Consider the following 26,008-nt stretch of genomic DNA (forward strand, 5'->3'; position numbering starts at 1 on the left):
GGCTCCGCCGCGGGTCCCCTCCCTCCCCCGCTTCGCAGGGGAGGGCCTGACTCCCTCCCCTGCGAAGCGGGGGAGGGAGGGGTGGGGGCAGGAGGTGTGTCAGGGTTTCGGCTCGGGGGTATGAGAGAACGTATGACGGGTGGAAAGGTCCTAAGAAAATGAACATGGCCGCCGAGAGGATCGAGCAGGTGTGGCCGCTTGACGTGCCGCTCCGCTTATTGGGCGACGGCGAAACGAAAGGGGGCGATCAGTGTCCGAACAACGGCAAACCCCGCTGACCAGAGCGCTGCCGCGCGACCTGCATGGCGCGTTGATCGACATCGCCGGCGCGGTGCCCTCCTCGGCGGGACGAGGCCATGATGCGCGAAGCCGGACTCGCCCTGGACCGGGCTCTCGCCCCGCTGCCGGTCCCGGTGGAGCGCCTCGGCCCGATCGGCATCGTGGACCTCGCCGACCGAACGGACGCGGCGCGCGCCGACAGCCGTTCCGGATTGTTTAGCCGGCCTTCAAGGCCTTTCCAGACCGCGGCGGATTAAGACGGACACGGGCACCGCCCACCTGTCCATCGGACGACGCACCGCCCGGCCGGCCGCACATCGCCACAGGTCCGGTGCGTCGACGCGCCTGCAACGGAGCAAGGAGCCGACGATGACCCCGCAGATCTCGATGGCCAAGGCGGCCGTCGCGACCACCGCGTTGACCCTGGCGGCGACGTGTCCGACCTTTGCCGAAACCGCGGACGACCGCCAGCGGCGTGGCGAGGCGGTGATCCGCACCCTCAACGCGGGAGAACCCCAGCCGGCGCTCGAAGGGTTGCGCCGCGAGTTCCCGTTCCTGGCCGACGCCATCACGGGCTATGCGCTGGGTGAGGTCTGGGATCGTCCGGCGCTGGACCATCGCACCCGTCAGATCGCCGCGGTGTCCGCGTTCGCGGCGCTCGGCGACCGGGCCTTCATGAAGATCCACGCGGGCTACGCCTTGAACGTCGGTGTGAGCGAGGAGGAACTGAAGGAAATCGTCCACCTGACGACCGTCCACGCCGGCTTTCCCCGGGCCATAGAGGCCGCCCAGACGCTCGGCGAGCTGTTCGAGGAGCGCCGCCGGGCCGCCGGGGGCGAGCCATGACCGCGCCGGCCCCTGGTCCCGCCGGGGCGCCGACCATCGCCGCCGGCACCGCCCTGGCCCTGGTCGTCGTCGCGGTGCTCGCCACCCCGGCACCCGGCGCTGCACGCGCCCAGCCCACGGCGTCCCCAGCCATCCCCAGCCGAAGCGAGGCACCCATGGCGCAGCATCCCTATGTCGGCATGTGGGTCACCGAGGACGGCCACGTGCGCCAGGAACTCCTGCCCAACGGCCGCTACGACGAGGCCCGCGGCAGCCGCAAGAGCGCCTACCAGGGGCGCTACGAGATCACCGGCAACCGCATCGCGTATTGGGACGACACCGGCTTCACCGCCGATGGCGAGTTCAGGGACGGCGTCCTGTACCACGGCGGCATGGTGTTCCACCGCGAGCGGTGATCCGGGCCGCCGCCACGCGGTCGCGACCGGGCGGGCCCGGCGAACCGGCATCCCCGACTCCGCCGGTTCCTCGCCCGCCCGGTCGGCCTGCCGCCCCCCACCACCGACCCCGCGATCGTGTGGTCGCCGTGGCGACGACGCCAGGCAGCGGGCCCGGCAAAGCCGCTTAGAAGACCCCTACGGCCGCGTGCGCCCAGATCATGAGCACCAGACCGGCGAGCCCCGCGGCGACCGCCGCCCGATGCGTCGCCTTGCGGGTCCTGCGCGCCGCGACGTCGTAGGCCGTGCCGGCCCCGACGAGAAGCGCTGCGGCCGCGACGAAGTCTTCGGCGCCCCAGGCGACCTCGTCGGTGAACGGCATCGCAGCCGCCGGCAGCACGAGAAGCGCCGCAACCGTTCCCCACAGGACGAGCCTCCACCGAGGCGCCGGCGGGCTGTGGTCCGTGTCCGTCCGTCTCATGGCCGTTGTTCCCGTCGCGGTCCCGGATCGAGCGTGCGCCTGCGGCAAGGGTGCCGCCGCGGGCAGCGCCGACGATGGCCGCATCCGGCGGTCCGGTCAACCGGACGACGCTCCAGGCCCTCGGGCCGGCGGGCCGCATCCCGCCCGGGTCCGTGCGGCGGCGGTCAGGGGCCGTGCCCGCCGCGGTAGCCGTTGCGGGGCGGCGGCGCCCAGCCGCGGGGCGGCGCCTTGGGCTCGTAGACCTCGACGAGGAGCGGATGGCAGACGGCCGCGTCGCTCGAATGCTCGGCGCCGCAGTCGCCGCCGGGGCAGGCCGACAGCGCGCCGAGCAGGTCGATCTCGGCGAAGAACTCCAGGAAGTCGCCGGGGCGCACCGGGCTCGCCTTCATGAAGTACTGGCCGGTGTCGCGGGTGAACCCCGTGCACATGAACACGTTCAGCACGTCGTGCACCGCGGGCTCGACGCTGTCGCGCGGGCGGCCGAGGCGGTCGGCCAGCGCCCGGGTCAGGTTGGAGTGGCAGCAGTGATGGTAGTCGGTGCCGGCGAGCAGGTGGTGCGTGTAGGGATCGCATCGCGTCCCGATGACGTCGTGCACGGCGCCGCCGTCGGCGTCGAACCCGTACCAGTCGAGCGTGTCCTCGGTGATGGTCGCCATGGGCCGCAGGTGCGGCAGCGACGACCACAGCCGGTCGCCGGTCGACAGGTGCGTGCCGTGCAGCGCCCGCGTCTTGCCCGAGAAGAAGCGCTCGCCGGGATCGCCCGCCGCCCACAGGTTGAGATCGCCAACCTGCGGCCCCTCGACGCTGGCGACGCGGAAGAACCACCCGGCCGGCACGTCGAAGCACCGCGCCTCGCGCGGCGGAACGCGCAGCTCGGCGGCCTTCCTCCAGCCGTCCCGGGCCGCGCGGTAGGCCGCGACGTCGGCCGCCGGCAGGCCGTCCACGGGGTAGCAGATCACCGGTGCGGCGCGCCGGCGCGCGGCCGCGTCGGCCGGGGCCGGGTGCTCGGGACGGTCCGGTTTCATGGTGTTCTCCCCGCGGCCGATCGGTCGCACCAGAGTAGGACGCCGCGACCGCCGGCGCGAGCCTCCCGTCAGGGCCAGGAGCGCCCCCACCCGCCCCGCACAGCCGGTGCTCCACCCGGATCGGCCGTTGCCGCAGCCGTTTTCCCGTCGCGTGGAACACCGCGTTGGCGACCGCCGCCGCGGCGCCGACATCACGCCTCCAGGGCGCCCCATCTCTGGGCGGAGGGGAGAGGCGAGATGGCCGCACCGCCGGCGTCCCTCCCTTGAGCGCCGGCCGCCGCTCGGTCATGCTCCGCCCGGCCCGCGGCGGGAGCCGGGGCGGTGGGAGGGACAGGTGGCGGGATTCCCATGGATTCGCTGATCACGGCGGCGGCGCGGGCACTCGCGGCGGGCGACCCGCTCGGCGCGCTCAACCGCGTGGCCCTGCGCGACGACCCGCCAGCGCTGGCGCTGCGCGGCATCGCCATGGCGCAGCTCGGCGACCTCGCCCGCGCCCGCGCCCTGGTCCGCGGCGCGGCGCGCGCCTTCGGCCCGCGCGAGGCGGTGGCCCGCGCGCGCTGCCTCGTCGCCGAGGCGGAGATCGCGCTGGCGGCGCGCGACCTCGGCTGGCCCGCCCGGACGCTCGACGCGGCGCGGGCGGTGCTGGAGGCCCACGGCGACCGGGCGAACGCCGCCCACGCGCGGCAGCTGGAGATCCGCCGCCTCGTCCTGATCGGCCGCCTCGACGCGGCCGAGCGGGCGCTGGCCGCCCTCGACCCCGCCCCGTTCCCGCCGGCGGCCCGGGCGGTGCACGAGCTGGTCGCCGCCGGGATCGCCCTGCGCCGCCTGCGCACCGCCGAGGCGCGCGCCGCCCTCGCCCGGGCGCGCGAGGCCGCCGGCCGGGCCGGCGTCCCGGCGCTGGTGGCGGAGGTCGAAGGCGCCGCCGCCGCCCTCGACGCGCCGGCGGCGCGGCTGATCGCCGGCGGCCGCGAGCGCCTGCTGCGGCTCGACGAGGTCGAGGCGCTGCACGCCTCGGCGGCGCTCGTCGTCGACGCCTGCCGCCACGCCGTGCGCGGCCCGGCGGCGGTGGTGACGCTCGCCCGGCGGCCGGTCCTCTTCGCGCTGGCCCGCGCGCTGGCCGAGGCGTGGCCCGGCGACGTGCCGCGCGACGTGCTGGTGGCGCGGGCGTTCGGCGGCAAGTGCGCCGACGAGTCGCACCGCGCCCGGCTGCGGGTGGAGGTCGGGCGGCTGCGCACGGCGTTGCGCGGGCTGGCCGGCGTCGGCGCGACGCCGCGCGGCTTCGCGCTGGCGCCGCACGGCGCCGCCGGGGTCGTCGTGCTGGCCCGGCCGGTCGAGGAGCGGGACGCCGCGGTGCTCGCCCTGCTCGCCGACGGCGAGGCGTGGTCGAGCTCGGCCCTCGCCCTCGCCCTCGGCGCCAGCCAGCGCACCGTGCAGCGGGCCCTCGACCGGCTGGTGGCGGGCGGCGCGGTGCAGGCCTTCGGCCGCGGCCGGGCGCGCCGCTGGACCACCCCGCCGCTGCCGGGATTCACGACGGCCTTGTTACTCCCCGCCCCGCTGCCCTAGCGGCTAGGGTCGGCCCATCGACACAGCCGAGACATGGAAGGTGGAGCATGGTTGAAGCAGCGGCCGAGATCCTGCGCGAGTACGGGCCCTTTCCCGACGTCGACCAGGTGCACGGGGTCACCTTCGACGGCCGGCACGTCTGGATCGCCACGGGCGACCGGCTGAACGCCGTCGATCCCGACAGCGGCCGGACGGTGCGCACCCTGGCCGTCGCCGCCGACGCGGGCACGGCCTTCGACGGCCGGCACCTGTTCCAGATCGCCGCGGACCGCATCCAGAAGATCGACCCGGAGACCGGCCGCGTGCTGGCGACGATCCCCTCGCCCGGCGGCGGCGGCGATTCCGGGATGGCCTGGGCCGAAGGGTCGCTGTGGGTCGGACAGTACCGCGAGCGCAAGATCCACCAGGTCGATCCCGAGACGGGGGCGGTCCTGCGCACCATCGCGTCCAACCGCTTCGTCACCGGCGTCACCTTCGTCGACGGCGAGCTGTGGCACGGCACCTGGGAGGACGACGGCAGCGACGTGCGGCGCATCGACCGCGACACCGGCGCGGTGCTGGACCGCCTGGAGATGCCGCCGGGAACCGGGGTGTCGGGCCTCGAATCCGACGGCGCCGACCGCTTCTTCTGCGGCGGCGGCCGCAGCGGCACCGTCCGCGCCGTCCGCCGCCCCCGCCGCGGCGCCTGAGCGCAGCGCCCCCTCTCCCTCCGGGGCTAGCGGATTCACACATTTCGGCGGCGTGCCTTCCCCTCCCCCGGCGGCGCCGGGGGAGGGGCAAGCCGCGCGAATGCACGCACCCGCCCGGGGCGGGAGAGGGGGCGTTCAGCCGCCGGGCGGGCGGGCGGGTTCCAGGCGCTCGACGGCGTCGCCGGCGCCCATGGCGCGGGCGGCGTCGAGGGCGGTGTTGCCGGCGGCGTCGCGGGCGCCGGGGTCGGCGCCGCGGGCCAGCAGGAGGTCGATGATGTCGGTGCGCCCGAACATGGCGGCGGTCATCAGCGCCGTGCGGCCGTCAGGCCCGCAGCCGTCGACCGCGGCGCCGGCGTCGAGCAGGAGCCGCACCACGTCCGCGGCCCCCTTGAAGGCGGCCCCCGCCAGCGGCGTCTGGCCGCGGTCGTTCGCCAGCGCCGGGTCGGCACCGTGCGCCAGCAACACGCGCACCGCCGCCTCGTGGCCGTGGTAGGCGGCCAGCATGAGCAGGCTGTCGCCGCGCTCGTTGCGCAGGTTGGCCGGCAGCCCCTGCTCCAGCAGCTCGGCCAGCTCCGCCGCGTGGCCGCCGCGGGCGAAGCCGAACACGCGCGCCGCGAACGCCAGCGTCGCGTCGTCCAGCTCCGGCAACGGCTTGTCGGATTCCGATGGCATCCTGTCCCCCTTGCGAACCGTCGGTGGCCGCGGCACCGCTGCGCCGCGGACCACACGACGTAGGTGGGCGGCCGCCGCGGCCGTGTCACCGGCGCCGGCCGCGCAATTCGCACGCGACTGTCGGCGGCTGGTCGTCGGCACGCCGCGCGCCACATCACTGTCCGCCGCCGACGGCAAGGAGGACGAGGATGGACATCAAGCGCAGCGGCTCGCAGCCTTCCCGCAAGGGCCCCGAGGAGTACTTCACCGGCACCGTGCGGATCGACGCGCCGTTCAGCGGCAGCGGCAACCTGAGCGGCGCCACCGTCACCTTCGAGCCGGGCGCGCGCACCGCCTGGCACACGCACCCGCTCGGCCAGACCCTGCTCGTCACCGCCGGGCTCGGCCGCGTGCAGCGCGACGGCGGGCCGGTCGAGGAGATCCGTCCCGGCGACATCGTCTGGTTCGCACCCGGCGAGAAGCACTGGCACGGCGCCGCGCCCGACTGCGCGATGACGCACATCGCCATCGCCGAGATGAAGGACGGCACGGCGGTCGACTGGCTGGAGACGGTGAGCGACGCGCAGTACCGCGGCTGACCGCGGCCGGCCTCGCGCGCGCCGGCGTCACAGGCCGGTGGCGGCCATCAGATGCTCCGGATAGCGCTGGCCCTCGACCGGGATCGCGGCGGCGGCGCGCCGGATCTCGGCGAGGTCGTCGGCGCTCAGCCGGACGTCCGTGGCGGCGAGGTTCTCCTCCAGCCGGTGGACCTTGGTGGTGCCGGGGATCGGCACGATCCACGGCTTCTGCGCCAGCAGCCAGGCCAGCGCGATCTGCGCGGGGGTCGCCGCCTTGTCGCCGGCGATGCGCTTCAGCAAATCGACCAGCGCCTGGTTCTTCTCCATCGCCTCCGGCGTGAAGCGCGGCAGGGCCCTGCGGAAGTCGTTCTCGGCGAGCTTGGTGTCCCGGGTCAGCGCGCCGGCCAGGAAGCCCCGGCCGAGCGGGCTGTAGGGGACGAGGCCGATGCCGAGCTCCTCGCACACGCCGAGGATGCCGTTGCTCTCGGGCTCGCGCGTCCACAGCGAGTACTCGTTCTGCAAGGTCGTGACCGGCTGCACCGCGTGGGCGCGGCGGACGGTCTCCACACCGGGCTCGGACAGGCCGAAATGCCGGACCTTGCCCGCCGCGATGAGGTCCCCGACCGTACCGGCGACATCCTCGATCGGCACGGCGCGGTCGACGCGGTGCTGATAGAACAGGTCGATGACCTCGACGCCGAGCCGCTTCAGGGAGGCGTCCGCCACCGCGCGGATGTGCTCGGGCCGGCTGTCCGTGCCGGTCTGCCGGCCCGTCGCGGGGTCGATGGCAAAGCCGAACTTGGTGGCGATCACCACCCGGTCGCGCACCGGCCGCAGCGCCTCGCCGACGATCTCCTCGTTGGTGAAGGGGCCGTAGACCTCGGCGGTGTCGAAGAAGGTGACGCCGCGCTCCACCGCCCGGCGGATCAGCGCGACGCTCTCCTGCCGGCTCGGCGCGTTGCCATAGGCGAAGTTCAGGCCCATGCAGCCGAGGCCGATGGCCGACACCTCCAGGCCGCTCTTCCCAAGGACACGCCTCTCCATGACTCCTCCTCCGGCCCGCCGTCGTGGGCCCTCAGCCGTTGCGGTGAGGGGAAGATGGAGCGGATCGGCCGCGCCGAACAGTCGGCGCGGCCGGCATGAGGCCATGTCCGGAATTCATGAACGGCGGCGCCGGCCCTCCCGGGCGGAGGGAGGACGGGCGCCCTACAGCTCGAACCGGATGCCCTGGGCCAGCGGCAGGGCGTCGGAGTAGTTCACCGTCGCGGTCTGCCGGCGCATGTAGGCCTTCCAGGCGTCGGAGCCGGACTCGCGGCCGCCGCCGGTCTCCTTCTCGCCGCCGAAGGCGCCGCCGATCTCCGCCCCGCTCGGGCCGATGTTGACGTTGGCGATGCCGCAGTCGGAGCCGCTGGCGCACAGGAAGCGCTCGGTCTCCCGCAGGTCGGTGGAGAAGATGCACGACGACAGGCCCTGCGGCACCGCGTTCTGCAGGGCGATGGCCTCGTCGAGGGTCTCGTACTCCAGCACGTAGAGGATCGGCGCGAACGTCTCGTGGCGCACGATCGCGGTCTGCGCCGGCATCGCGACGATCGCCGGACGCACGTAATAGGCCTCCGCGCCGCGCTCGGCCAGCACGCGCTCGCCGCCGGTGACGGTGCCGCCGTCGGCGCGGGCCGCGTCGAGCGCCCGCTGCATGGCCTCGAACGCGCCGGCGTCGATCAGCGGCCCGACCAGCGTGCCCGCCCGCAGCGGGTCGCCGATCGGCACCGAGGCGTAGGCCGCCTTGAGGCGCGCCAGCAGCCCCGCGCGCACGTCCTTGTGGACGATCAGCCGGCGCAGCGAGGTGCAGCGCTGGCCGCAGGTGCCGACGGCGGCGAACAGGATGGCTCGCACCGCCATGTCGAGGTCGGCGCTGGGCGCCACGACCATCGCGTTGTTGCCGCCGAGCTCGAGGATGGCGCGGCCGAACCGCCCGGCCACGGCGACCGCCACCTCGCGCCCCATGCGGGTCGAGCCGGTGGCGGAGACGACGGGGAAGTCCGGGCTGGCGACCAGCGCCTCGCCGAGGTCCCGCCCGCCGACGGCCACCTGCACCAGGTGCTCCGGCGCGTCGCCGAAGCGGGCGGCGGCGCGGGCGAAGATGCGCGCGCAGGCGAGTGCGGTCAGCGGCGTCTTCTCCGACGGCTTCCACACCACCGGGTCGCCGCACACCAGCGCCAGCGCGGCGTTCCACGACCACACCGCGACCGGGAAGTTGAAGGCGCTGATGACCAGGCACGGGCCCATGGGGTGCCAGGTCTCGCGCATGGTGTGGCCCGGCCGCTCCGAGGCGATGGTCAGGCCGTAGAGCTGGCGCGACAGACCGACCGCGAAGTCGCAGATGTCGATCATCTCCTGCACCTCGCCGAGGCCCTCCTGGAGGATCTTGCCGGCCTCCAGGCTGACCAGGCGGCCGAGGTCCTCCTTGGCGGCGCGCAGCTCCTCGCCGAGCAGCCGCACCAGCTCGCCGCGCCGCGGCGCCGGCACCGACCGCCAGGCGTCGAAGGCGCGCCGGGCGTTGGCGGCGATCTCCGGCACCGCGGCCGGGCGGGTCTCGGCGGCGTGGCCGATGACGGTGCCGTCGATGGGTGAGCGGACCGCGATGGCGTCGGCCGGATCGGCGGATTCCAGGCCGAAGCGGGCGAGGATCTCGGGGTGCGGCACGGGGGGAACTCCTGTGTGTGCGGTAACGGGGGTCAGCGCGGCCGGCCGGCGGCGCGGATCTCGGACAGGGTGCGGGTCGGCGTCAGCGCCTCGGGGTCGATCTTGAGGTGCAGGATCGCCGGCAGGCCGGAGGCGCGGGCCCGCTCGAAGGCGGGGCCGAAGTCCTCGGTGCGCTCCACCGTCTCGCCGTGGCCGCCGTAGACCCGGGCGAAGGCGGCGAAGTCGGGGTTGCGCAGCGCCGTGCCGGAGACGCGGCCGGGGTACTCGCGCTCCTGGTGCATGCGGATGGTGCCGTACATGCCGTTGTCGACGACCAGGACGACGACCGCCGCCCCCTCCTGCGCCGCCGTGCCGAACTCCAGCCCGGTCATCTGGAAGCAGCCGTCGCCGGCGACGCACACCACCGTGCGCCCGGGGTGCGCCAGCTTGGCCGAGATCGCCGCCGGCAGCCCGTAGCCCATGGAGCCCGACACCGGGGCGAGCTGCGTGCCGAAGCGGCGGAAGCGCCAGAAGCGGTGCAGCCAGGTGGCGTAGTTGCCGGCGCCGTTGGTCATGACCGCGTCGTCGGGCAAATGGTCGCGCAGCCACACCATCACCTCGCCCAGGCGCACCGCTCCCGGGGTGGCGGGCGGCACCTCGCTCCAGGCGCGGTAGTCGGCGTGGGCCGCCGCCGTCCGCTCGGCCCAGGGGGCGGCGAGGTCCGGCAGGGCGGCGGTCGCCTCCAGGAAGCCGCCGGGCGTGGCGTTGATCGCGAGATCCGGGTGGTAGACGCGGCCCAGCTCCTCCGGCCCGGGATGGACGTGCACCAAGGTCGCCGCCGGCTCCGGAATGCCCAGCAGTTCGTAGCTCTGGGACGGCACCTCGGAGAAGCGGCCGCCCAGCAGCAGCAGCAGGTCGGCCTCGCGCACGCGCGCCGCCAGCTTGGGGTTGATGCCCAGGCCGACGTCGCCGGCGTAGCAGCGGTGGGCGTGGTCGAACAGCATCTGCCGGCGGAAGGTCACCGCGACGGGCAGCGCGAAGCGTTCGGCGAAGCCGCGCAGGGCGTCCACCGCCGCGTCCGTCCAGCGCGAGCCGCCGGCCAGCACCAGCGGGCGCTCGGCGCCGTGCAGGAGGCGGCCCAGCTCGGCCATCTGGGCCGGCGTCGGGGCGCTGTCCGCGGCGACCGCGCGGGCGGCGGCGGCGGCCTCGGCGGTCTCCGTCAGCACGTCCTCGGGCAGGGCCAGGACCACCGGGCCGGGGCGGCCGGCCATGGCGGTGTGGAAGGCCCGGCTGATCATCTCCGGCACCCGCTCGGCGCTGTCGATCTCCGCCGCCCATTTCGCCATGCCGCCGAACATCTGGCGGTAGTCGACCTCCTGGAAGGCGTCGCGGCCGCGCATGCCGCGCTCGATCTGGCCGACCAGCACGACCAGCGGCGTGGAGTCCTGCTGGGCGATGTGGATGCCGGCGGCGGCGTTGGTGGCGCCGGGGCCGCGGGTCACCATGCACACGCCCGGCCGGCCGGTCAGCTTGCCCGCCGCCTCGGCCATCATGGCGGCCCCGCTCTCGTGCCGGCACACCACCGTGCGGATCGCGGAATCGTGCAGCGCGTCCAGCACCGCGAGATAGCTCTCGCCGGGAACGCAGAACACGCGCTCGACGCCCTGCGCCTCGAGCGCGGCGACGACCAGCTGGCCGCCCGTCCTCATGCCCATCCTCGTGCCCTCCCCGTTCGTTCTAGAAGCGCGCACCGGCCAGATGGGCCAGCTGCGCGCCCACTTCGTAGTAGAGCTCGCTGGCGGCGCGGTGCCGGGCCGGCACCGGGTCGCTCACCGGCAGCGGCAGCGCGCTCTCCGGCAGCGCGCCCAGCACGTGCTGCGCCAGGCACCGCCCGAACACCGTCCCCGGCGCGATGCCGCGGCCGTTGTAGCCGCTGAAGGCGACGACCCGCCGGCCCAGCCGGTGGAAGCGCGGCAGGTTGTCCGCCGTCAGGCCGATCTGGCCGTACCATTCCGTCTCGAAATCGACGCCGCGCAGCTGCGGGAACAGCTTTCCCATCGCCCGCCGCCCCCAGTCGCGGTGGATGGTGCGGCCGGGGCCGCGCAGCGCGCCGACGCTGCCGAAGACGAGACGCCCCTGCCGGTCGAAGCGGAAGGAGCTGAGCACCTCGCGGGTGTCCCAGGCCCCCTGCCGCTCCGGCAGGATGCTGCGGGCAAGATCGTCGCCGAGCGGGCGCGTCGCAAGGTTGAAATAGGGCAGATGCACGAGTTCGCGCCGCAGCTCCGGCCAGACCGCGCCGCTGTAGGCGTTGGTCGCCACGACCACCCACGAGGCGCGGACGGAGCCGCCGGGCGTGCGCAGGCGCCACGCCGTCCCCTCGTCGTCGGCCGCGACGACCGGGCTCGCGGTGTGGACGGTGGCGCCGGCGGCGATCGCCGCGGCGGCCAGGCCGCGGGCGTAGGCGAGCGGCTGGATGGTGCCGGCGCGCAGGTCGAGCAGCGAGCCGGCGTAGGCCGACGTGCCCACCCGGCGCGCCGTCTCCTCGGGACCCAGCAGATGGACCGGCGCGCCGCGCTCCTGCCACTGCCGGGCGCGCTCCTGCAGCTCCCGGAAGCCGCCGCGCCCGACGGCGCAGTGCAGGGTGCCCCGCCGCTCCGCCTCGCAGGCGATCCCGTGCCGCTCCACCAGCTCGAACACGGCGGCCGGCGCGTTGCCGAGCAGGTCGAGCAGGCGCTCGCCGTGGCTGTCGCCGAGCACGGCCGGCAGCTCCCGCGGCATCACCCACATGCCGGCGTTGACCAGGCCGACGTTGCGCCCGGACCCGCCGTAGCCGATCTCCACCCCCTCCAGGACGGCGACCGCGGCGCCGCCCTGCGCCAGATGCAGCGCCGCCGACAGGCCGGTGAAGCCGGCGCCGACGACGGCGACGTCCACGGCGTGGTCGCCGGCCAGCGGCGGCGTCGCCGGCGGCGGCGGGGCCGAGCGCTCCCACAGGCCGTGACTGCGCGGATCATTGTTCATGCGACGGTCTTTCCGCTGCGCCGGACCCTGGCGATGCCGCCTCGCCCCCGGCACGGGCGCGCGCTCACGTCATGAGCGTGCGGCATCATCCTGGCGGCCGACCGCCGTTGCTTCAAACGACATTCCCTTGTAACGTCATGACGATTCGGAATGACCAGGGGGCACAGGGCGGCCCCGCCCGGAAGACTCGCGCCATGGCCATCGTCCGCCGCTTCCTGCCCTCCATGTCGCTGCTGGCCGCCTTCGAGGCGGCCGCGCGCCACCAGAGCTTCACCGCCGCCGCGGCCGAGCTGAACCTCACGCAGAGCGCCGTGAGCCGGCAGATCCGGGCGCTGGAGGAAACCCTCGGCGCCGAGCTGTTCCGGCGCGAACGCCAGACCGTCCGCCTGACCCTGGCGGGCGAGACCTACGCCCAGCAGATCCGCGAGGCCCTGCAGCGCATCTCGGCGGCGACCCTGACCTTCCGCGCCAACCCGCGGGGCGGCAGCCTCACCCTCGCCATCCTGCCGACCTTCGGCACGCGCTGGCTGGCCCCCCGCCTGCCCGGCTTCGTCGCCGGGCACCCGGGGATCACCGTCAACCTGACCACCCGCCTCGCCCCCTTCGACTTCCAGCTCGATCCGGTGGACGCCGCCATCCATTTCGGGGCGCCGGACTGGCCCGGCGCCGAGCTCGACCCGCTGATGGGCGAGACGGTGGTTCCCGCCTGCAGCCCGGCGCTGCTCGCCCGGCACCGCTTCGCCGCGCCGGCGGACCTGCTGGACGCGCCCCTCCTCCACCTGGTGTCGCGGCCCGACGCCTGGGAGCGCTGGTTCGAGGCGATGGGGGTGCCGGCGCGGGGCGTCAGCGGCATGCTGATCGACCAGTTCGCCACCGCCGCGCAGGCGGCGACGTCCGGCCTGGGGGTGGCGCTCCTGCCCCGCTTCCTGATCGAGGGCGAGCTGGCCCGCGGCGATCTCGTGCAGGCGTTCGACGGGCCGATGGAGAGCGCCGGGCGCTACTACCTGGCCTGGCCCAGCCGGCGCGAGTCCCATCCGCCGCTCCAGGCCTTCCGCCGCTGGATCCAGACCGTGGTGCCGCGCTGACTCGCGGCGGCCCGGTCAGGCGAAATAGACGACGAACTTGTCCACGGGGAGCATCGGCGCGGCGCCGTCGAGCGTCCGCGGGCCTTGCGCCTGGCCCTTGTGGAACGGCTTGGTGTGGTAGTGGCCGGTGTTGTTGTCCCATTGGACCAGCGCGCCGCCGCTGAACGTCACCGTGCCGGCGTAGAGGACGAACGCGTCCCGCGACAGCGAGGTGTGGCCGATGTTGGCGTCCCTGTTCTCCCGGGCGACCAGGACGACGTCGCGCATGTCCGTGCGGATCACGAACAGGAACGTCCCGTCGGCGACCTCGGCGTGGCTGAGATCGCCCGTCCGCGCCTCCGCCGCCGGGCACACCAGGTAGGGCGTGCTGCCGCCGTCGTCGGGCCGGCACAGGCACAGCCGGTCGGTGATCTCCGTCTGCAACTCGGCACCGGACATCATCTTGTAGACCCCCGGATCGGTCTTGCGCACCCGGCCCGTGGTCTTCATCTCCTGCCATGCCGTCAGGATTCTCTCGAGCTGCGGCGTCGTTTGCGACAACGCCATGAAGCCCTCGTGCTGACGCAGGGCCGTCAGCTTGGGGTTTTCGACGATGCCGCGCACGCCTTCGTCTTCGGGCAGGAACCTCTTCTCGAACACGCCGCTGACGAACTTCTTCAAAGCCCTCTTCTTGGATTCGTAGAACTGCCGGGTCACGTAGTTCGAGGGATTGCTCTGCTCCATCCGCTGGATGGCGCCGGGGCGCCCCCATGCGGGATGCGTGGCCGCCCGCTGGACGGTCGCCCGCTGGACGGTCGCCCGCTGGACGGTCGCCCGCTGGACGGTCGCCCGCTGGACGGTCGGCCTCTGGACGGTCGGCCTCTGGACGGTTGCTGCGGGCGGCGCCCGGTGCAGCGCCGCGCGCAGGCCCAGCCGGTCGGCCTCGGCCTCCAGCACGGGGTCCTGCACGACGCTCACGCCGCCGTCCGGCGCGCGCACCCGGCCCTGGCGCTGCTGCACGACGTGCGCCAGCTCATGGCCCAGCAGGTGCTGGCCGTGGCTGGAGTCCGGCCGGTACTGGCCCGGCGCGAAGTAGATGTCGGTGCCGACGGTGAAGGCGAGCGCGCCGAGCTGCGCCGCCTGCGGCCCCACATGCACGCGCACCGCCGAGAAATCGGCGCCGAAGGCGGTTTCCATCTTCGCCAGGAGCGTCCGCGGCAGGGGCGTGCCACCGGCGCGCGCCAGGCCGAGACGCACCGGATCGACCGGGAAGGAGCGCCGCGCGCCGTGCCCCGGCGCCGCCGGCCCGGCGCCGCCCGGCGCCGCCGGAAGGGGCCGCCCGCCGGGGAAGCACCCCTGAATCACCCGTCCAGCCATGGCATGGGCCCCCGACCACCGTCGCCCGCCGGCCGGCGCGCCACCCGTCGCCCATCGACAGGGGGAACGTCCGGCCCGGATGCACAACCGCACTATGGCCCGGCATCCGCGTCCTGTCGAGCGCGCGCACGTCCGCCCGCGAGGCCGCTCAGGCGCCGACGGGCAGCGCGCCGTGGATGGCGTCGGCCAGCTGGTCGACCGTGAAGGGCTTGCGCAGATAATGCACGTCTCCCAGCGCCAGCGCGCGCTGGCGGGTGTGCGGGTCGTTCTGCCCGGTGACGAAGACGATGGCGCAGCCGAACCGCTCGCGCAGCGCCCGCGCCGTGTCGATGCCGTCGACGGCGCCGCGGATGCGGATGTCGACCAGCGCCAGCGCCGGCCGCGCCCGCTCCGCCATCGCCAGGGCCTCGGCGCAGCTCTCGGCCGGCCCGACGACGTCATAGCCCATCGCGACGATCATCTCGGCGTTGGCCAGGGCGACGATCGCTTCGTCCTCGACGATCAGGATGCTGCGCGTCATAGCCGTCCCTAACCAATAAGTGGGATTTCCTTCAACAACGAAGACGCTTACCGTCCGGCAACGGGCGGAGGCTGATGTGATGAGCGATTTCGCGAACTCGGGTATCCCGGCGGTCGGCAGCATACCGTGGGGCAGTCATTTCTGCCAATTCTACGATACGGCCGAAGACCTCGTGGACACCCTCGTGCCTTACTTCAAGGCCGGGCTGGACGCCAACGAGCGCTGCATGTGGGTGACGTCGCGTCCGCTGCGCGCCGACGAGGCGCGCAGCGTGCTGGGCCAGGCCGTGCCCGATCTGGAGGCGCGGGAGCGCCGCGGCCAGATCGAGATCATCGACCACGGCGACTGGTACACCCGCACCGGCAAGCTGGGCGCCGACGCGATCATCGCCGGCTGGCTGCAGCGCAAGGACGAGGCGCTGGCCGGCGGCTACGACGGCTTCCGCCTCACCGGCAACACCTTCTTCCTCGAGGCCGAGGACTGGGATTCCTTCGCCGAGTACGAGGCCAAGGTCAACGAGTGCTTCTGCGACCACCGGGTGCTGGCGCTGTGCAGCTACTGCCTGGCGAAGAGCTCCGCCGGCGACGTCATGGACGTGGTGAAGAACCACCAGTTCGCCCTGGCCCGCCGGCACGGCGACTGGACCCTCATCGAGCACGGCGCGCTCAAGCGCGCCAAGGAGGAGCTCCGCCGCGCCAACGAGGAGCTGGAGCGGCGGGTCGAGACGCGCACCGCCGACCTCAGCGCCGCCCTGGCCCAGCTCCAGGACACCGCGGAGACGCTGCAGCGGGCGCTGGCCGACAAGGACGTTCTGCTGCGCGAGGTGCACCACCGGGTCAAGAACAACCTGCAGATCATCAACAGCCTGCTGACCCTGAAGGCGATGCGCTCGGCCGACGCGTCGATCCGCGACGCGTTCAACGACACGATGCGGCGGATCACGGCGATGAGCCTCGTCCACGAGGCGCTCTACGAATACGAGGAGACCAGCGAGATCGACTTCGGCGCCTACCTGCGCGCCCTGTCCGACGCCCTCCTGGCGAGCTTCGGCGTCGCCGACCGGGTCGCCGTGCAGGTCGTCGCCGAGGCCCCGCGCGTCCATCTGGACACCGCCATCCCGCTGGGCCTGATCGCCACCGAAGCGCTCAGCAACGCCCTGAAGCACGCCTTCCCCGACGGCCGGCCGGGCTGCGTCGCCGTCGCCTTCCGCGGGGCGCAGGGCGACGGGACCGGCACCTTGGTGGTGTCCGACGACGGCGTCGGCCCGGCGCCGTCCGGACCCAAGGGCACCGGCCTCGGCCTGGTGCGGGCCATCGCCAAGCAGGTCGGCGGCAACGTCGAGATCGCCGGCGACCGGGGCACGACCTTCGCCCTGACCTTCGCCGCCTGAGCCGCCGCCGCGCCCGCGGCATCATGCCCCACAGCCCCGTCTAGGACGCCGCAATCGCCCTCTTCCGCCTTCGAAGCGGGCGATTGCGCGTGTCGGCGGCCCTGGAGCGCCATGGGTCGCGGATGCGCCCTGTCCTCCGCCGGGTCCCGGCCGGCGCGCCGCCGATTGACCCGAATAAAATTGCGGATTAGCATTCGACACCCTCGAACAACGAAGCTCCCCCGCGATCCCGTCAGCGGGAGGAGCGGAGCATGACGGACACCGCCGTTCCCATTCCTTCGCCCCGCCCCCCGGCGCCGGACCACCCGCTCTGACCCGGCCCGCCCCGCCACCGCCGGCCCGGCCGGCCCGGTTTCCCCTGCCCGCGCGCATTCGCGAGACCATGCCATGAGCGGACGGACATCCCCCATCGCCGCAGCCATTCCCGGGCGCATCCGCGTGCGCCATCCGCGGCTGCGGCAGGCCGAGCGGAACCGGGAGCTGGCTTCCCGGCTGGATGGGGCGGACGGCCTGCGCGTCGCCGAGCGCAACCCGGCGACGGGCAGCCTCCTGCTGCTCTACGATCCGGCGTACCTCGTGCCGTCGCAGGCCGAGGCGCGGGTGGCGGCCGCCGCGGCGGCCGTGCTCGACGCCGAGGGGACGGCGCCGCCCCGCCCCGGCGGCGCCGTCCGCCGGCGGTCCCGCCGGCGCGACCTCAACCGCGCCAGCAAGATCGCCATGCTGGCCAGCCTGGCGGTGGCGCTGGGCGCGCTCGGCACGAGCAAGCGGCTGCACGCGGCGGCCGGGGCGTTCTTCCTCGCCCTGCTGGCGGTCCACACGGCGATCCACCGCAGACGCCTGCTCCACTGACGACGGAGAAAGCCCGTGACGCCCATCGATCTCCTGGAGCGGCTGTCCGCCTCGGTGCGCATCGTCCACCACATCCCCGGCCGGGTGCGGCTGAAGCTGACCGCCGCGCCGGGCCCGGAGCTGGCCGCCGCCGCGGACGCGGTCAAGGAGTTCCACCGGGCGCTCGCCGGCTGCCGCGGCATCCGCTCGGTCCACCTCAACCCGCTCGCCGTCTCCTGCACGATCGAATACGACCCCGCGCTGATCCCCCCCACCGCCTGGCCCGATCTGCTGAAGGGCGAGCGGTCGCCCGGCGCCGAGGCGCTGCTGCGCGTCGTCGCCACCGCCGCTGTAACAACCGCCGGCCCGACGGCGGCGTGAGTCCCGCCCACCCGCCGCCGGAGCCGGACGGTTTCGTCATGAAGGAAAGGAGTGCTCCATGCTTCCGTTGCTCATGTTCGCTTCGGGCGTGGTCGCCGGCGTCGTCGGGGTGCGCGTGCTGAAGAGCGCGGCGTCCTCCGGCGACCTGCCGGCCGCCGCCCGGTCGGGTGTCGGGGCGATCGGCGCCAAGGCGCAGTCCGGAGTCGACCACGCCCAGGCCGCGGTGCGCGGCGCCACCATCTCCGGCCTCTCGGCGATCGAGCGGACCTCGGCCAACCTGCGCGCCAAGCTGGAGAGCCAGCCGGCCCCGGAGGCCGAAAGGGCGGCGGAAAGGGAGGCCGAAAGGGAGGCCGAAAGGGTGGCGGAGCCGGCCGCGGAAGCGGTCGAGCCGCCGCCGGCGGCCACGGCCGCCCCGGGCGCGCCATGACGCGCAAGCGGCGCCGGGCACCGGCCCTGACGGCCGGCGAGATCGCCGCGACCTTCACCCGCGGCATGGTGGCGGGCGGCCTGATCGCCGCCATCCAGGACCGGGCGACGGCCGGCGCGGCGCCGCCCGGCCGCACGGTGCTGCGCCACGCCCTGCAGGGCGGCGCGGCCCTGGCGGCCGGCGCCGCCGCCGCCGAGGCGCTGCGCGGCCGCGACGTCGCCGGCGCGGTGCTGGCGGTGGCGGCCGGCGCCGCCGGGGTGGTCGTCGTCGAACATCTGCTGAACCCGGCGCCGAGCCCGACGCCCGTTACGCACGAGGAGAACGACCGTGGCTAAGAAGAACAAGAAGGCGTGGAAGAAGCAGCAGCGCCTCTACCGGCAGATGATGGCCGCGGCCGGCGGCGGCGGCGGCGGCGTCGCCGCGACGCCGGGGCCCGGCCTGCTCGGCGGGCTCGGGCAGCTCCTGCCGTCGCGCCGGTCCGAGCAGTTCCTGGCCGGCCTGCTGGTCGGCGCGGCCGCCGCCTACGTCCTGTCCGACGAGGAGTTGCGCGGCAAGCTGATCCGGTCGGGCCTGAAGCTGTACGGCAGCCTGGCCGGCGGGCTCGCCGAGATGAAGGAGCAGGTCGCCGACCTCCAGGCCGAGCTGCAGGCCGAGCAGGCCGAGGGGCTATGAACGGCGGGGCGACCTGGCTCCTCGCCCTCGATCCCGTCCACCAGGTGCCGGGACGGGCGCGCCTGCGCTACGCCTTCCGCCCCGGCGCCCCGTCCGACCCGGCCGCCCTCGGCCGCGCGGTGGAAGCGCTCGACGGGGTGGCGGCGGTGCGGGTCTGCCCCGCCGCCCGGTCGCTGGTCGTCCGCTTCGACGGCGCGGCGACCGACGCCGCGAGCCTCCGCCGCGCCATCGCCGCCCTGCCCGTCCCAGCATCGGCCGTCCCAGCATCGGCCGTCCCCGCCAAGGCCGCGCCCGGCCCCCACGCCGGCCCCCACACCGGCGCCGTCGCCGGGCGCATCGCCGCGCTGGTGGCGGCGGCCCTGCTGCCGATGCCGCTGCGCCTGCCGGTCTCGCTCGCCGCGGCGCTGCCGCTGCTGCGCCAGGCGGTGGGCATCTACGCCCGCGAAGGCGTCACGTCGCACGTCCTCGAAGCCATGGCGGTGTCCATCTCCCTGGCGCGCCGCGACTTCACCGCCGCCAACACCACCACCGTCATGCTGGCGCTCGGCGAGGCCATGGAGGAGTCCGTCGCCCGCCGCTCCGACGCGCTGCTGAAGCATCTGCTGCGCCCGGCCAGCGACGAGGTGTGGGTGCTGCGCGACGGCGCCGAGGTGCTGGTGCCCGCCGCCGCCGTCGCCGTCGGCGAGTCCGTGGTGGTCGGGGCCGGCGCCGTGGTCCCCGTCGACGGCACGGTGCTGAGCGGCACCGCGACCGTCAACCAGGCCGCCATGACCGGCGAGAGCGTCTCGGTGGTCAAGGAGCGCGGCGACGGCGTGCTGTCCGGCACGCTGCTGGAGGACGGCCGGCTGGTGGTCTACGCCGAGCAGGTGGGCGGACGCACCGCCGCCGCCCGCATCGCCGACTATGTCGAGCAGTCCCTCTCGGCCAAGAGCGAGGCGCAGCTCGAGGCGGCGCGCCTCGCCGACCGGCTGGTGCCGACGGTGCTCCGGCTGGCCGGCGCCTCCTCCCTGCTGTCGGGCAGCTGGCGCAGCGCCGCCTCGGTGCTGCAGGCCGACTATTCCTGCGCGCTCAAGCTGGCCACCCCGGTCGCCTTCAAGGCGGCCATGTACGGCGCCGGCAGGGCGGGCATCCTGGTCAAGGGAGCCAACGCGCTGGAACGGCTGGCCCAGGCCGACACGGTGATCTTCGACAAGACCGGCACGCTCACCACCGGCATGCTGGAGGTGACCGATTCCATCGCCTTCGACCCCAGCTACAGCCCCGACGACCTGATCTGCCTCGCGGCGTCCGTGGAGGAGCACTATTTCCACCCCCTGGCGATGGCGGTGGTGGCGGCGGCCCGGGAGACCCACAACCGCCATTTCGACCACCAGGAGGTGCAGTTCATCGTCGCCCACGGGGTGGCCAGCGTCGTCGACGGCAAGCGCATCGTCGTCGGCTCGCGCCACTTCGTCGAGGAGGACGAGGGGATCGACACCGCCCCCCACCGCCGGGTGATCGACGACCTCTACCGCGACGGCAAGACCCTGCTGTTCATCGGCCTGGGCGGCACCCTGGCCGGCGTCCTGGCGCTCAAGGACAGCGTCCGCACGGCGAGCGCGGCCACCATCGCCCGCCTGCGCCGGGCCGGGGTGAAGCGCATCCTGCTGCTGACCGGCGACCACCGCGACCGCGCCGCCGAGCTGGCCGGGGAGCTGGCGCTGGACGGCTTCCACGCCGAGCTGCTGCCCACCGACAAGGCCCGCATCGTCGAGGAGCTGGGCCGCGGCGGCGCCCGCATCGCCTTCGTCGGCGACGGCATCAACGACGCCCCCGCGCTGGCCGGCGCCCATGTCGGCATCGCCATGCAGAAGGGGGCCGACATCGCCCGCCTGACCGCCGACGTGGCGCTGCTGGAGGACCGCATCGAACGGGTCGCCGACGCCAAGGAGGCGGCCGACGCGGCGATGGCCCTGATCGCCGCCAACTACCGCCTGACCGTCGGCCTCAACACGGCGATCCTCGGCGCCGCCGCGCTCGGCCTGCTGTCGCCGGTCGGCACCGCCGTGCTGCACAACGGCACCACCATCGCCATCCTGCTCAACGCCCTGCGGCGCGGCCGCGCCGGACCGGCGTCCACCACGGCGTAGACAGACCGATGCCGAGGAAGCGCACCACGTGGTGGGTGCCGACGAAGGCGACGTCATAGCCCAGCGCGAAGGTGACCACGGTCAACGCCTCCACCCCGCCCGGCGCGTAGGCGAGCCAGAGCTGGCCGAACGGCAGACCGAGCAGCGCCGAGCCGGCGCCGGCGAACGCCGCCGACAGGACGAGCGCAAGGACGACGCACTCCAGCCCCGGGCGCAGCGCTCCGGCGAGCTGGCGCGGCGACACCCCGCGGAAGCGCGCGCCGATCACCGCCCCGGTCGTCACGAACCCGGCCGCCAGCAACGGCGCCGGCGGCCGTCCCTCCACCAGGCCGGTGACGTGCAGGACGGCGCTGACCAGCATCGCCCCGACCAGGGCGTCGCCGGGCAGCCGGAGGCGGTGGAACAGCGCCGCACCGGCCGCGCTGGCCGCGACCAGGAGCGCCAGACCAAGCGATCCGCCGGTGACGCCGGCCCCGCCGGCGACCGTGCCCGGTACCCCGGGCACCGCGGCGACGGCCTGCAGAATCCACGGCATGACCGCCACCAGGACGACCAGGCGCACGGTCTGCACCAGCGCCACCCGCGGGATGTCGGCCGAGGTGCCGGTGGCGGTCGCCAGCACGGCCGACAGCGCACCGGGCACGGCGCAGAAGCGCGCCGTCGCCCGGTCCCAGCCGTGCACCCGCTGCAGGTGCGCCGTCCCGGCGATCATGATGACCGCGACGGACACCCCGAGCAGCAGCAGGCTGACCGGCCAAGCGGCCATGCGGTGCACCGTCTCCGGCGTCACCCCGGCCCCCATGGTGAGCCCGAGCAGCGTGAAGGCGGCCAGCCGCAGCGGCGTCGGCACCTGCACCGGCAGCCCGGCGAGCCCGCCGGCGGCCACCGCCAACATCGCTCCGGCCAGCCAGGACGCGGGCAGGTCGAGCCAAGTGAACAGGCCTCCGCCGGCGGCGGCGAGCAGCAGGGTCAGGACAAGGGTCGGCAGGGCGGTCATGGCGGGGTCGTACAGGGAGGAGTGGCGGCGCATCCCCACGGGATGCGCCGCCGCGGTCGCGCGGACACGCGCGGGCGGATCAGGCGACCTCTTCGCGGGATCGGACGGCCCCCCCGGCCGGCCGCTGCCGCTTGCGCAGCAGCCAGGGCGCCACCAGGATCAGCGCCGCCATCGCCCACAACACCAGCGAGATCGTGCTCTCGAAGAGGATCGACACCTCGCCACCGCTGATCGCCAGCGCGTTGCGCAGGTTGGTCTCGGCCACATGGCCGAGCACGAAGCCCAGCACGATGGGGGCGAGGTCGATATCGAGCTTGCGCGCCAGATAGCCCAGCACGCCGACCCCCAGCATCAGATAGATCGACAGCACGCTGCCGTACATGCTGAACACGCCGAGGAACGAAAGCACCAGAATTCCGGGGATCAGCACCCAGTTCGGCACCGTCAGCAGCCGCACGAACAGATGCACCATCGGCAGGTTCAGGAGCAGCAGCAGGACGTTGCCGATGTACATGGAGGCGATCAGGCCACCGGCGATCTCCGGCCGTTCGACGAAAAGCTGCGGCCCCGGCGTGATGTTGTAGAGCATCAGCGCTCCCAGCATGACCGCCGTGGTGCCGCTGCCCGGCACGCCCAGGGTCAGCATCGGCACGAAGGCGCCGCCGGCGGCCGCGTTGTTGGCCGCTTCCGGCGCCGCCAAGCCGCGGGCGTCGCCCTTGCCGAAGGTGCCGTGGTCGAGCAGGCGCTTCTCCGTCGTGTAGGCGATGGCGCTCGAGACCGAAGCCCCGGTGCCCGGCAGCACGCCGATGACGAAGCCGATGCCCGACGAGCGCAGCACCGTCACGATGCAGGACCGCAGCGTCGCCCAGCTCGGGAAGCCGTGGCCCACGTCGATCGGTTGGAGGCGGCCGTGAAACTGGTGCTCCAGCATGAACAGCACCTCGCTGATCGAGAAGAGGCCGATCACCAGGATGATGAACTCGATGCCGTCCGAAAGCTCCGGCTCGCCGAAGGTGAAGCGATAGGCCCCCGACGTCGGGTCGAGGCCGACGGTGGTGAGCGCCAGCCCGACGGCGCAGCCGATCATCGTCTTCACCGGCGCGTGCCCGACCATGGAGCTCAGCGTGGCGAAGGCGAACACCATCAGCACGAAATATTCGGCCGGGCCGAAGCCGATGGCGAGCCGGCCGAGCAGCGGCGCGAAGAAGGTCAGCCCGACCACCGCCAGCATGCCGCCGACGAAGGAGCTGATGCCGCTGATCGCCAGCGCCTCCGACGCCCGGCCCTGGCGGGCCAGGGGATAGCCGTCCAGCGCGGTCATCACCGCACCGGCGTCGCCCGGCACGTTCAGCAGGATCGACGAGATGCGCCCGCCGTACTCGGCCCCGTAATAGATTCCGGCCAGCAGGATCATCGTGCTGTCGGCCGGTACGCCCATGGAGTAGAGCAGCGGCAGCAGCAGCGCGATGCCATTGATCGGGCCGATGGCGGGCAGCGCTCCCACCAGCGTGCCGAGAAAGCAGCCGGCCAGCCCGAACAGCAGGTTGTGCCACTGGAGGGCGACCGCGAAGCCGGTCCACAGATAGTCGAGCGACATGGGCTCAGCCTCCGAACAGGGAGCCGAGGGGCAGCGGCACCCCCAGCAGCCGGGTGAAGACGACGTACCACAACACCGCGTTGCCGGCGCCGCAGGCCAGCGCCTGCCACGGTCTGGCGTCGAACAGCAGGGCGGTGCCGGTGCACAGCAGCACGGTCGCCACCGGGAACCCCAGTGGCGCGTACAGCGACGCGCTCAGCACGCACAGCAGCAGCAGGCCGGCGATCCGCGCCAACAGAGCCCCCCTCGGCCACGGCTCGGCGGCGCCGGGACGCCACGCGTACCAGAACGCCAGGCCCGCCAGCAGCACGGCGAGCAGCACCGGGAAGGTGCGCGGTCCCAGCGGATCCGAGGAGAAGCTGTATTCGATCTGCGTCCCGGCGATGCCGTAGGCGACGGCGAGGCCGAACAGCGCCACGCCGGGCAGCCGGGCGGCGAGGCCCACCCGCCCGGATGCGTTGGGGGAGGTCATGGAAGGTCTCCGCTGTGGAAGATCTGCGCCCCTCCCCCGGCTCCGCCGGGGAAGGGTCAGGGTGGGGGCAGGGTTCCGCAACGGAGCCGAAGCCCGGTGTCGGAGAGCCCGCGCCGTTCAACCTTGCCCTCACCCTCCCGCGTCGCGGGCCCCTCCTTCCCCCGCCGGAGGCGGGGGAAGGAGCCAAGGCAACTAGAGCCCGGCCTCCTTGGCCAGCTCCTTGAAGCGGACGACGTCCTTCCGCACCTGGTCGTCGAAAGCCTTGCCGACCACCGTGTGGGGGAACAGGCCGCGGGCGGCCCGCTCTTCGGCGAACTCGGGCGTCTTCGACAGCGCGGTGAAGGTGTCGACCCACCAGTCGTAATCGGCGTCGCTGACCTGCGGGCCGACGTAGTAGCCGCGCCACACCGTCCAGGTGAACTCGTAGCCTTGCTCCTTGGCGGTGGGGACGTCGGCCAGCTCGCCCGGCAGCCGCTCGTCGGACATGACGGCGAGGATGCGGATCTTGCCGGCCTTGTGATGCGGCATCATCTCGCCGGCGTCGCCCGAGGCGATCTTGATGTGGCCGCCCTGAAGCGCCGTGGCCACGGCACCGCCGCCTTCCAGGGCGGCGTAGCGCATCTTCTTGGGCTCGATTCCGGCGCCCTTGGCGACGATCGCCGCCTTCATCCAGTCCTGGCTGCCGACGGCACCGCCGCCGCCGACCGCGAAGGACTTCGGGTCCTCCTTGTACGCCTTCACCAGATCGGCCAGCGTCCTGTAGGGGCTGTCGGCGGCCACCGCGATGACGCCGTAGTCGGCGCCGAGCGAGCCCAGCCAGCGCACGGCGCTCTCGTCGTACTTGCCGAACTTGCCCTGGGCCAGCAGCAGCGCCGAGCCGGAGGACGCCGCGACGATCAGGCCGGGATCGTTGGGGCGGGTGCCGACCACGTGGTTGTAGGCGGTGGCACCGACGCCGCCTTCCATGTAGGTCACCGCCATCGGCGTCTCGATCAGCTTGCTCGCCAGCAGGGCGTTGGCCGCCAGCCGGCAGGTCAGGTCGAAACCGCCGCCCGGCTTGGCACCGGCCAGGCACTCGGTCTTCTCCGGCGCGGCCAGGGCGGCGCCGGCGCCGAGGATCATGGCGGCCGCCGCCGCGGAGGTCAGGAAACGCTTCATGGGCTCCACTCCCTGGTTCACCTTTTGGCCCGCCCGTCCTACCGTCGGGGGCGGCATGGGTGCGACCCTAGCGCCCGTACCTGTCGCCAGCCTTTCATTGGTTGGTGCGACCAACATAATTTCCGGGGAGGACGGGGATGCGCATGCTGCTGGTGGAGGACGATGGCGATCTCGCCGACGGCCTGCTGCGGGCCCTGCGGGCACCCGGGCATGCGGTCGACCACGTCGCCGACGGGGAGGAGGCGGACTCGCTGCTGCGGCACGAGCCGTACGACCTCGTCGTCCTCGACCTCGGCCTGCCCAACCGCGACGGGCTGGACGTGCTGAAGGCCCTGCGCGGGCGCGGCACCCCGGTGCCGGTCCTGATCCTCACGGCGCGCGACGCGCTGGACCACCGGATCGCCGGCCTCGACCTCGGCGCCGACGACTACCTGGCCAAGCCCTTCGCCCTGCCGGAGCTGGAGGCGCGGGTGCGCGCCCTGCTGCGCCGCGCCGCCGGGCGGGCGAGCTGCCGCATCGTCCACGGCCGGATCGCGCTCGACACCCGGGCCCGCCGGGTGACCGTCGACGACCAGCCGATCGAGCTGCCGCGGCGCGAGCTGTGCGTGCTGGAGGTGCTGCTGAGCCGCGCCGGCGAGGTGCTGAGCAAGGAGCAGATCGCCAACCAGCTCTTCAGCTTCGACGACGAGGCCGGGCTGTCCTCGATCGAGCTGTACGTGCACCGCCTGCGCAAGCGCCTCGCTCCGGCCGGGCTGGAGATCCGCACCGTGCGCGGCCTTGGCTACTACGTGGAGCGGCCGTGAGGCC

The 26,008-nt window shown here is 74.1% G+C and carries 28 protein-coding genes; 15 read left to right on the forward strand and 13 right to left on the reverse strand.

What is annotated here, in order from left to right; genetic code table 11:
* Positions 1-356: 356 nt before the first annotated feature.
* The 3 genes from ACSBPG_RS22590 to ACSBPG_RS22600 all read left to right on the forward strand — a co-directional run bounded on the left by ACSBPG_RS22590 (position 357) and on the right by ACSBPG_RS22600 (position 1,520).
* Positions 357-536 carry a hypothetical protein gene (locus ACSBPG_RS22590; RefSeq protein WP_435539477.1) on the forward strand — a complete coding sequence of 60 codons (180 nt, stop codon included), beginning with the start codon at positions 357-359 and terminating at the stop codon, positions 534-536.
* A 112-nt stretch (positions 537-648) separates the two neighbouring features.
* Positions 649-1,125: a carboxymuconolactone decarboxylase family protein gene (locus ACSBPG_RS22595; RefSeq protein WP_435539478.1), complete on the forward strand. Its 477-nt coding sequence runs from the start codon at positions 649-651 to the stop codon at positions 1,123-1,125.
* Positions 1,122-1,520 carry an Atu4866 domain-containing protein gene (locus ACSBPG_RS22600; protein ID WP_435539479.1) on the forward strand — a complete coding sequence of 133 codons (399 nt, stop codon included), beginning with the start codon at positions 1,122-1,124 and terminating at the stop codon, positions 1,518-1,520. Before ACSBPG_RS22595 ends, ACSBPG_RS22600 begins: the two co-directional genes overlap by 4 nt.
* A gap of 166 nt (positions 1,521-1,686) precedes the next feature.
* Here the strand turns inward: ACSBPG_RS22600 and ACSBPG_RS22605 are convergent, their stop codons facing one another.
* Together ACSBPG_RS22605 and ACSBPG_RS22610 are read right to left on the reverse strand one after the other, a co-directional pair.
* Positions 1,687-1,881, reverse strand: coding sequence for a hypothetical protein (locus tag ACSBPG_RS22605; protein ID WP_435539480.1), 195 nt, complete (start codon positions 1,879-1,881; stop codon positions 1,687-1,689).
* A gap of 263 nt (positions 1,882-2,144) precedes the next feature.
* Complete coding sequence (locus tag ACSBPG_RS22610; RefSeq protein WP_435539481.1) at positions 2,145-3,005, reverse strand: urea carboxylase-associated family protein; 861 nt, start codon at positions 3,003-3,005, stop codon at positions 2,145-2,147.
* Between the two features lie 348 nt (positions 3,006-3,353).
* Between ACSBPG_RS22610 and ACSBPG_RS22615 the strand changes: the two genes are divergently transcribed.
* The gene (locus ACSBPG_RS22615; RefSeq protein WP_435539482.1) at positions 3,354-4,568 is read left to right on the forward strand and encodes a hypothetical protein; all 1,215 of its coding nucleotides are present in this window, start codon (positions 3,354-3,356) and stop codon (positions 4,566-4,568) included.
* A gap of 47 nt (positions 4,569-4,615) precedes the next feature.
* Positions 4,616-5,257: a hypothetical protein gene (locus tag ACSBPG_RS22620; protein ID WP_435539483.1), complete on the forward strand. Its 642-nt coding sequence runs from the start codon at positions 4,616-4,618 to the stop codon at positions 5,255-5,257.
* 135 nt (positions 5,258-5,392) lie between these two features.
* On the opposite strand, the gene ACSBPG_RS22625 is transcribed toward ACSBPG_RS22620, so the two are convergent.
* Positions 5,393-5,929: an ankyrin repeat domain-containing protein gene (locus ACSBPG_RS22625; protein WP_435539484.1), complete on the reverse strand. Its 537-nt coding sequence runs from the start codon at positions 5,927-5,929 to the stop codon at positions 5,393-5,395.
* Between the two features lie 188 nt (positions 5,930-6,117).
* Here ACSBPG_RS22625 and ACSBPG_RS22630 point away from each other — a divergent pair, with 188 nt between their 5' ends.
* Complete coding sequence (locus ACSBPG_RS22630; RefSeq protein WP_435539485.1) at positions 6,118-6,507, forward strand: (R)-mandelonitrile lyase; 390 nt, start codon at positions 6,118-6,120, stop codon at positions 6,505-6,507.
* A gap of 27 nt (positions 6,508-6,534) precedes the next feature.
* Here the strand turns inward: ACSBPG_RS22630 and ACSBPG_RS22635 are convergent, their stop codons facing one another.
* The 4 genes from ACSBPG_RS22635 to ACSBPG_RS22650 form a co-directional block, all read right to left on the reverse strand.
* Positions 6,535-7,530, reverse strand: a complete 996-nt coding sequence (locus ACSBPG_RS22635) for an aldo/keto reductase (protein ID WP_435539486.1) — start codon at positions 7,528-7,530, stop codon at positions 6,535-6,537.
* Positions 7,531-7,692: 162 nt separating this feature from the next.
* Positions 7,693-9,189 carry an L-piperidine-6-carboxylate dehydrogenase gene (gene amaB, locus ACSBPG_RS22640; protein WP_435539487.1) on the reverse strand — a complete coding sequence of 499 codons (1,497 nt, stop codon included), beginning with the start codon at positions 9,187-9,189 and terminating at the stop codon, positions 7,693-7,695.
* Positions 9,190-9,221: 32 nt separating this feature from the next.
* Positions 9,222-10,883: a thiamine pyrophosphate-binding protein gene (locus ACSBPG_RS22645; protein WP_435539488.1), complete on the reverse strand. Its 1,662-nt coding sequence runs from the start codon at positions 10,881-10,883 to the stop codon at positions 9,222-9,224.
* Positions 10,884-10,905: 22 nt separating this feature from the next.
* On the reverse strand, positions 10,906-12,189 hold the full coding sequence (locus ACSBPG_RS22650; RefSeq protein ID WP_435539489.1) for an NAD(P)/FAD-dependent oxidoreductase: 1,284 nt from the start codon (positions 12,187-12,189) through the stop codon (positions 10,906-10,908).
* A gap of 194 nt (positions 12,190-12,383) precedes the next feature.
* Between ACSBPG_RS22650 and ACSBPG_RS22655 the strand changes: the two genes are divergently transcribed.
* Positions 12,384-13,274, forward strand: coding sequence for a LysR family transcriptional regulator (locus ACSBPG_RS22655; RefSeq protein WP_435539490.1), 891 nt, complete (start codon positions 12,384-12,386; stop codon positions 13,272-13,274).
* Positions 13,275-13,289: 15 nt separating this feature from the next.
* Here ACSBPG_RS22655 and ACSBPG_RS22660 read toward each other — a convergent pair whose 3' ends face one another.
* Both ACSBPG_RS22660 and ACSBPG_RS22665 read right to left on the reverse strand, forming a co-directional pair.
* Entirely contained in the window at positions 13,290-14,630 is a 1,341-nt protein-coding gene (locus ACSBPG_RS22660) for an eCIS core domain-containing protein (RefSeq protein ID WP_435539491.1), read from the reverse strand.
* Between the two features lie 148 nt (positions 14,631-14,778).
* Positions 14,779-15,150, reverse strand: a complete 372-nt coding sequence (locus tag ACSBPG_RS22665) for a response regulator (RefSeq protein WP_435539492.1) — start codon at positions 15,148-15,150, stop codon at positions 14,779-14,781.
* 79 nt (positions 15,151-15,229) lie between these two features.
* Here ACSBPG_RS22665 and ACSBPG_RS22670 point away from each other — a divergent pair, with 79 nt between their 5' ends.
* The 7 genes from ACSBPG_RS22670 (at position 15,230) to ACSBPG_RS22700 (ending at position 20,977) form a co-directional block, all read left to right on the forward strand.
* Positions 15,230-16,540, forward strand: coding sequence for a sensor histidine kinase (locus tag ACSBPG_RS22670; protein WP_435539493.1), 1,311 nt, complete (start codon positions 15,230-15,232; stop codon positions 16,538-16,540).
* Between the two features lie 387 nt (positions 16,541-16,927).
* Entirely contained in the window at positions 16,928-17,389 is a 462-nt protein-coding gene (locus tag ACSBPG_RS22675; protein WP_435539494.1) for an HMA2 domain-containing protein, read from the forward strand.
* Between the two features lie 15 nt (positions 17,390-17,404).
* Positions 17,405-17,749, forward strand: coding sequence for a cation transporter (locus tag ACSBPG_RS22680; protein ID WP_435539495.1), 345 nt, complete (start codon positions 17,405-17,407; stop codon positions 17,747-17,749).
* A 58-nt stretch (positions 17,750-17,807) separates the two neighbouring features.
* Positions 17,808-18,176 (forward strand): hypothetical protein, encoded by a 369-nt coding sequence (locus ACSBPG_RS22685; protein WP_435539496.1) that lies wholly within the window; start codon positions 17,808-17,810, stop codon positions 18,174-18,176.
* On the forward strand, positions 18,173-18,511 hold the full coding sequence (locus tag ACSBPG_RS22690; RefSeq protein ID WP_435539497.1) for a hypothetical protein: 339 nt from the start codon (positions 18,173-18,175) through the stop codon (positions 18,509-18,511). The genes ACSBPG_RS22685 and ACSBPG_RS22690 overlap by 4 nt, the downstream gene beginning before the upstream one ends.
* Positions 18,504-18,848, forward strand: a complete 345-nt coding sequence (locus ACSBPG_RS22695; RefSeq protein ID WP_435539498.1) for a YtxH domain-containing protein — start codon at positions 18,504-18,506, stop codon at positions 18,846-18,848. Before ACSBPG_RS22690 ends, ACSBPG_RS22695 begins: the two co-directional genes overlap by 8 nt.
* Positions 18,845-20,977 (forward strand): heavy metal translocating P-type ATPase, encoded by a 2,133-nt coding sequence (locus tag ACSBPG_RS22700; RefSeq protein ID WP_435539499.1) that lies wholly within the window; start codon positions 18,845-18,847, stop codon positions 20,975-20,977. Before ACSBPG_RS22695 ends, ACSBPG_RS22700 begins: the two co-directional genes overlap by 4 nt.
* Here the strand turns inward: ACSBPG_RS22700 and ACSBPG_RS22705 are convergent.
* The 4 genes from ACSBPG_RS22705 to ACSBPG_RS22720 form a co-directional block, all read right to left on the reverse strand.
* Positions 20,928-21,974: an AbrB family transcriptional regulator gene (locus ACSBPG_RS22705; protein ID WP_435539500.1), complete on the reverse strand. Its 1,047-nt coding sequence runs from the start codon at positions 21,972-21,974 to the stop codon at positions 20,928-20,930. The genes ACSBPG_RS22700 and ACSBPG_RS22705 overlap by 50 nt on opposite strands.
* A gap of 79 nt (positions 21,975-22,053) precedes the next feature.
* Complete coding sequence (locus ACSBPG_RS22710; protein ID WP_435539501.1) at positions 22,054-23,571, reverse strand: tripartite tricarboxylate transporter permease; 1,518 nt, start codon at positions 23,569-23,571, stop codon at positions 22,054-22,056.
* 4 nt (positions 23,572-23,575) lie between these two features.
* On the reverse strand, positions 23,576-24,043 hold the full coding sequence (locus ACSBPG_RS22715; RefSeq protein WP_435539502.1) for a tripartite tricarboxylate transporter TctB family protein: 468 nt from the start codon (positions 24,041-24,043) through the stop codon (positions 23,576-23,578).
* Positions 24,044-24,235: 192 nt separating this feature from the next.
* A complete protein-coding gene (locus ACSBPG_RS22720) occupies positions 24,236-25,201 on the reverse strand; it encodes a Bug family tripartite tricarboxylate transporter substrate binding protein (RefSeq protein WP_435539503.1) in 966 nt (321 codons plus the stop codon).
* Positions 25,202-25,338: 137 nt separating this feature from the next.
* On the opposite strand from ACSBPG_RS22720, the gene ACSBPG_RS22725 reads away from it, so the two are divergent.
* The gene (locus tag ACSBPG_RS22725) at positions 25,339-26,004 is read left to right on the forward strand and encodes a response regulator (RefSeq protein ID WP_435539504.1); all 666 of its coding nucleotides are present in this window, start codon (positions 25,339-25,341) and stop codon (positions 26,002-26,004) included.
* The last annotated feature ends 4 nt before the right edge of the window (positions 26,005-26,008 follow it).

This window comes from Azospirillum sp. ST 5-10, from assembly GCF_051225715.1.
Lineage (GTDB): Bacteria > Pseudomonadota > Alphaproteobacteria > Azospirillales > Azospirillaceae > Azospirillum.

Bases quoted from the DNA above. Each gene is read 5' to 3' on its own strand.
- ACSBPG_RS22590 (WP_435539477.1), top strand. From the start codon at position 357: ATGATGCGCGAAGCCGGACTCGCCCTGGACCGGGCTCTCGCCCCGCTG.
- ACSBPG_RS22595 (WP_435539478.1), top strand. From the start codon at position 649: ATGACCCCGCAGATCTCGATGGCCAAGGCGGCCGTCGCGACCACCGCG.
- ACSBPG_RS22600 (WP_435539479.1), top strand. From the start codon at position 1,122: ATGACCGCGCCGGCCCCTGGTCCCGCCGGGGCGCCGACCATCGCCGCC.
- ACSBPG_RS22605 (WP_435539480.1), bottom strand. From the start codon at position 1,881: ATGCCGTTCACCGACGAGGTCGCCTGGGGCGCCGAAGACTTCGTCGCG.
- ACSBPG_RS22610 (WP_435539481.1), bottom strand. From the start codon at position 3,005: ATGAAACCGGACCGTCCCGAGCACCCGGCCCCGGCCGACGCGGCCGCG.
- ACSBPG_RS22615 (WP_435539482.1), top strand. From the start codon at position 3,354: ATGGATTCGCTGATCACGGCGGCGGCGCGGGCACTCGCGGCGGGCGAC.
- ACSBPG_RS22620 (WP_435539483.1), top strand. From the start codon at position 4,616: ATGGTTGAAGCAGCGGCCGAGATCCTGCGCGAGTACGGGCCCTTTCCC.
- ACSBPG_RS22625 (WP_435539484.1), bottom strand. From the start codon at position 5,929: ATGCCATCGGAATCCGACAAGCCGTTGCCGGAGCTGGACGACGCGACG.
- ACSBPG_RS22630 (WP_435539485.1), top strand. From the start codon at position 6,118: ATGGACATCAAGCGCAGCGGCTCGCAGCCTTCCCGCAAGGGCCCCGAG.
- ACSBPG_RS22635 (WP_435539486.1), bottom strand. From the start codon at position 7,530: ATGGAGAGGCGTGTCCTTGGGAAGAGCGGCCTGGAGGTGTCGGCCATC.
- ACSBPG_RS22645 (WP_435539488.1), bottom strand. From the start codon at position 10,883: ATGGGCATGAGGACGGGCGGCCAGCTGGTCGTCGCCGCGCTCGAGGCG.
- ACSBPG_RS22650 (WP_435539489.1), bottom strand. From the start codon at position 12,189: ATGAACAATGATCCGCGCAGTCACGGCCTGTGGGAGCGCTCGGCCCCG.
- ACSBPG_RS22655 (WP_435539490.1), top strand. From the start codon at position 12,384: ATGGCCATCGTCCGCCGCTTCCTGCCCTCCATGTCGCTGCTGGCCGCC.
- ACSBPG_RS22660 (WP_435539491.1), bottom strand. From the start codon at position 14,630: ATGGCTGGACGGGTGATTCAGGGGTGCTTCCCCGGCGGGCGGCCCCTT.
- ACSBPG_RS22665 (WP_435539492.1), bottom strand. From the start codon at position 15,150: ATGACGCGCAGCATCCTGATCGTCGAGGACGAAGCGATCGTCGCCCTG.
- ACSBPG_RS22670 (WP_435539493.1), top strand. From the start codon at position 15,230: ATGAGCGATTTCGCGAACTCGGGTATCCCGGCGGTCGGCAGCATACCG.
- ACSBPG_RS22675 (WP_435539494.1), top strand. From the start codon at position 16,928: ATGAGCGGACGGACATCCCCCATCGCCGCAGCCATTCCCGGGCGCATC.
- ACSBPG_RS22685 (WP_435539496.1), top strand. From the start codon at position 17,808: ATGCTTCCGTTGCTCATGTTCGCTTCGGGCGTGGTCGCCGGCGTCGTC.
- ACSBPG_RS22690 (WP_435539497.1), top strand. From the start codon at position 18,173: ATGACGCGCAAGCGGCGCCGGGCACCGGCCCTGACGGCCGGCGAGATC.
- ACSBPG_RS22700 (WP_435539499.1), top strand. From the start codon at position 18,845: ATGAACGGCGGGGCGACCTGGCTCCTCGCCCTCGATCCCGTCCACCAG.
- ACSBPG_RS22705 (WP_435539500.1), bottom strand. From the start codon at position 21,974: ATGACCGCCCTGCCGACCCTTGTCCTGACCCTGCTGCTCGCCGCCGCC.
- ACSBPG_RS22710 (WP_435539501.1), bottom strand. From the start codon at position 23,571: ATGTCGCTCGACTATCTGTGGACCGGCTTCGCGGTCGCCCTCCAGTGG.
- ACSBPG_RS22715 (WP_435539502.1), bottom strand. From the start codon at position 24,043: ATGACCTCCCCCAACGCATCCGGGCGGGTGGGCCTCGCCGCCCGGCTG.
- ACSBPG_RS22720 (WP_435539503.1), bottom strand. From the start codon at position 25,201: ATGAAGCGTTTCCTGACCTCCGCGGCGGCGGCCGCCATGATCCTCGGC.
- ACSBPG_RS22725 (WP_435539504.1), top strand. From the start codon at position 25,339: ATGCGCATGCTGCTGGTGGAGGACGATGGCGATCTCGCCGACGGCCTG.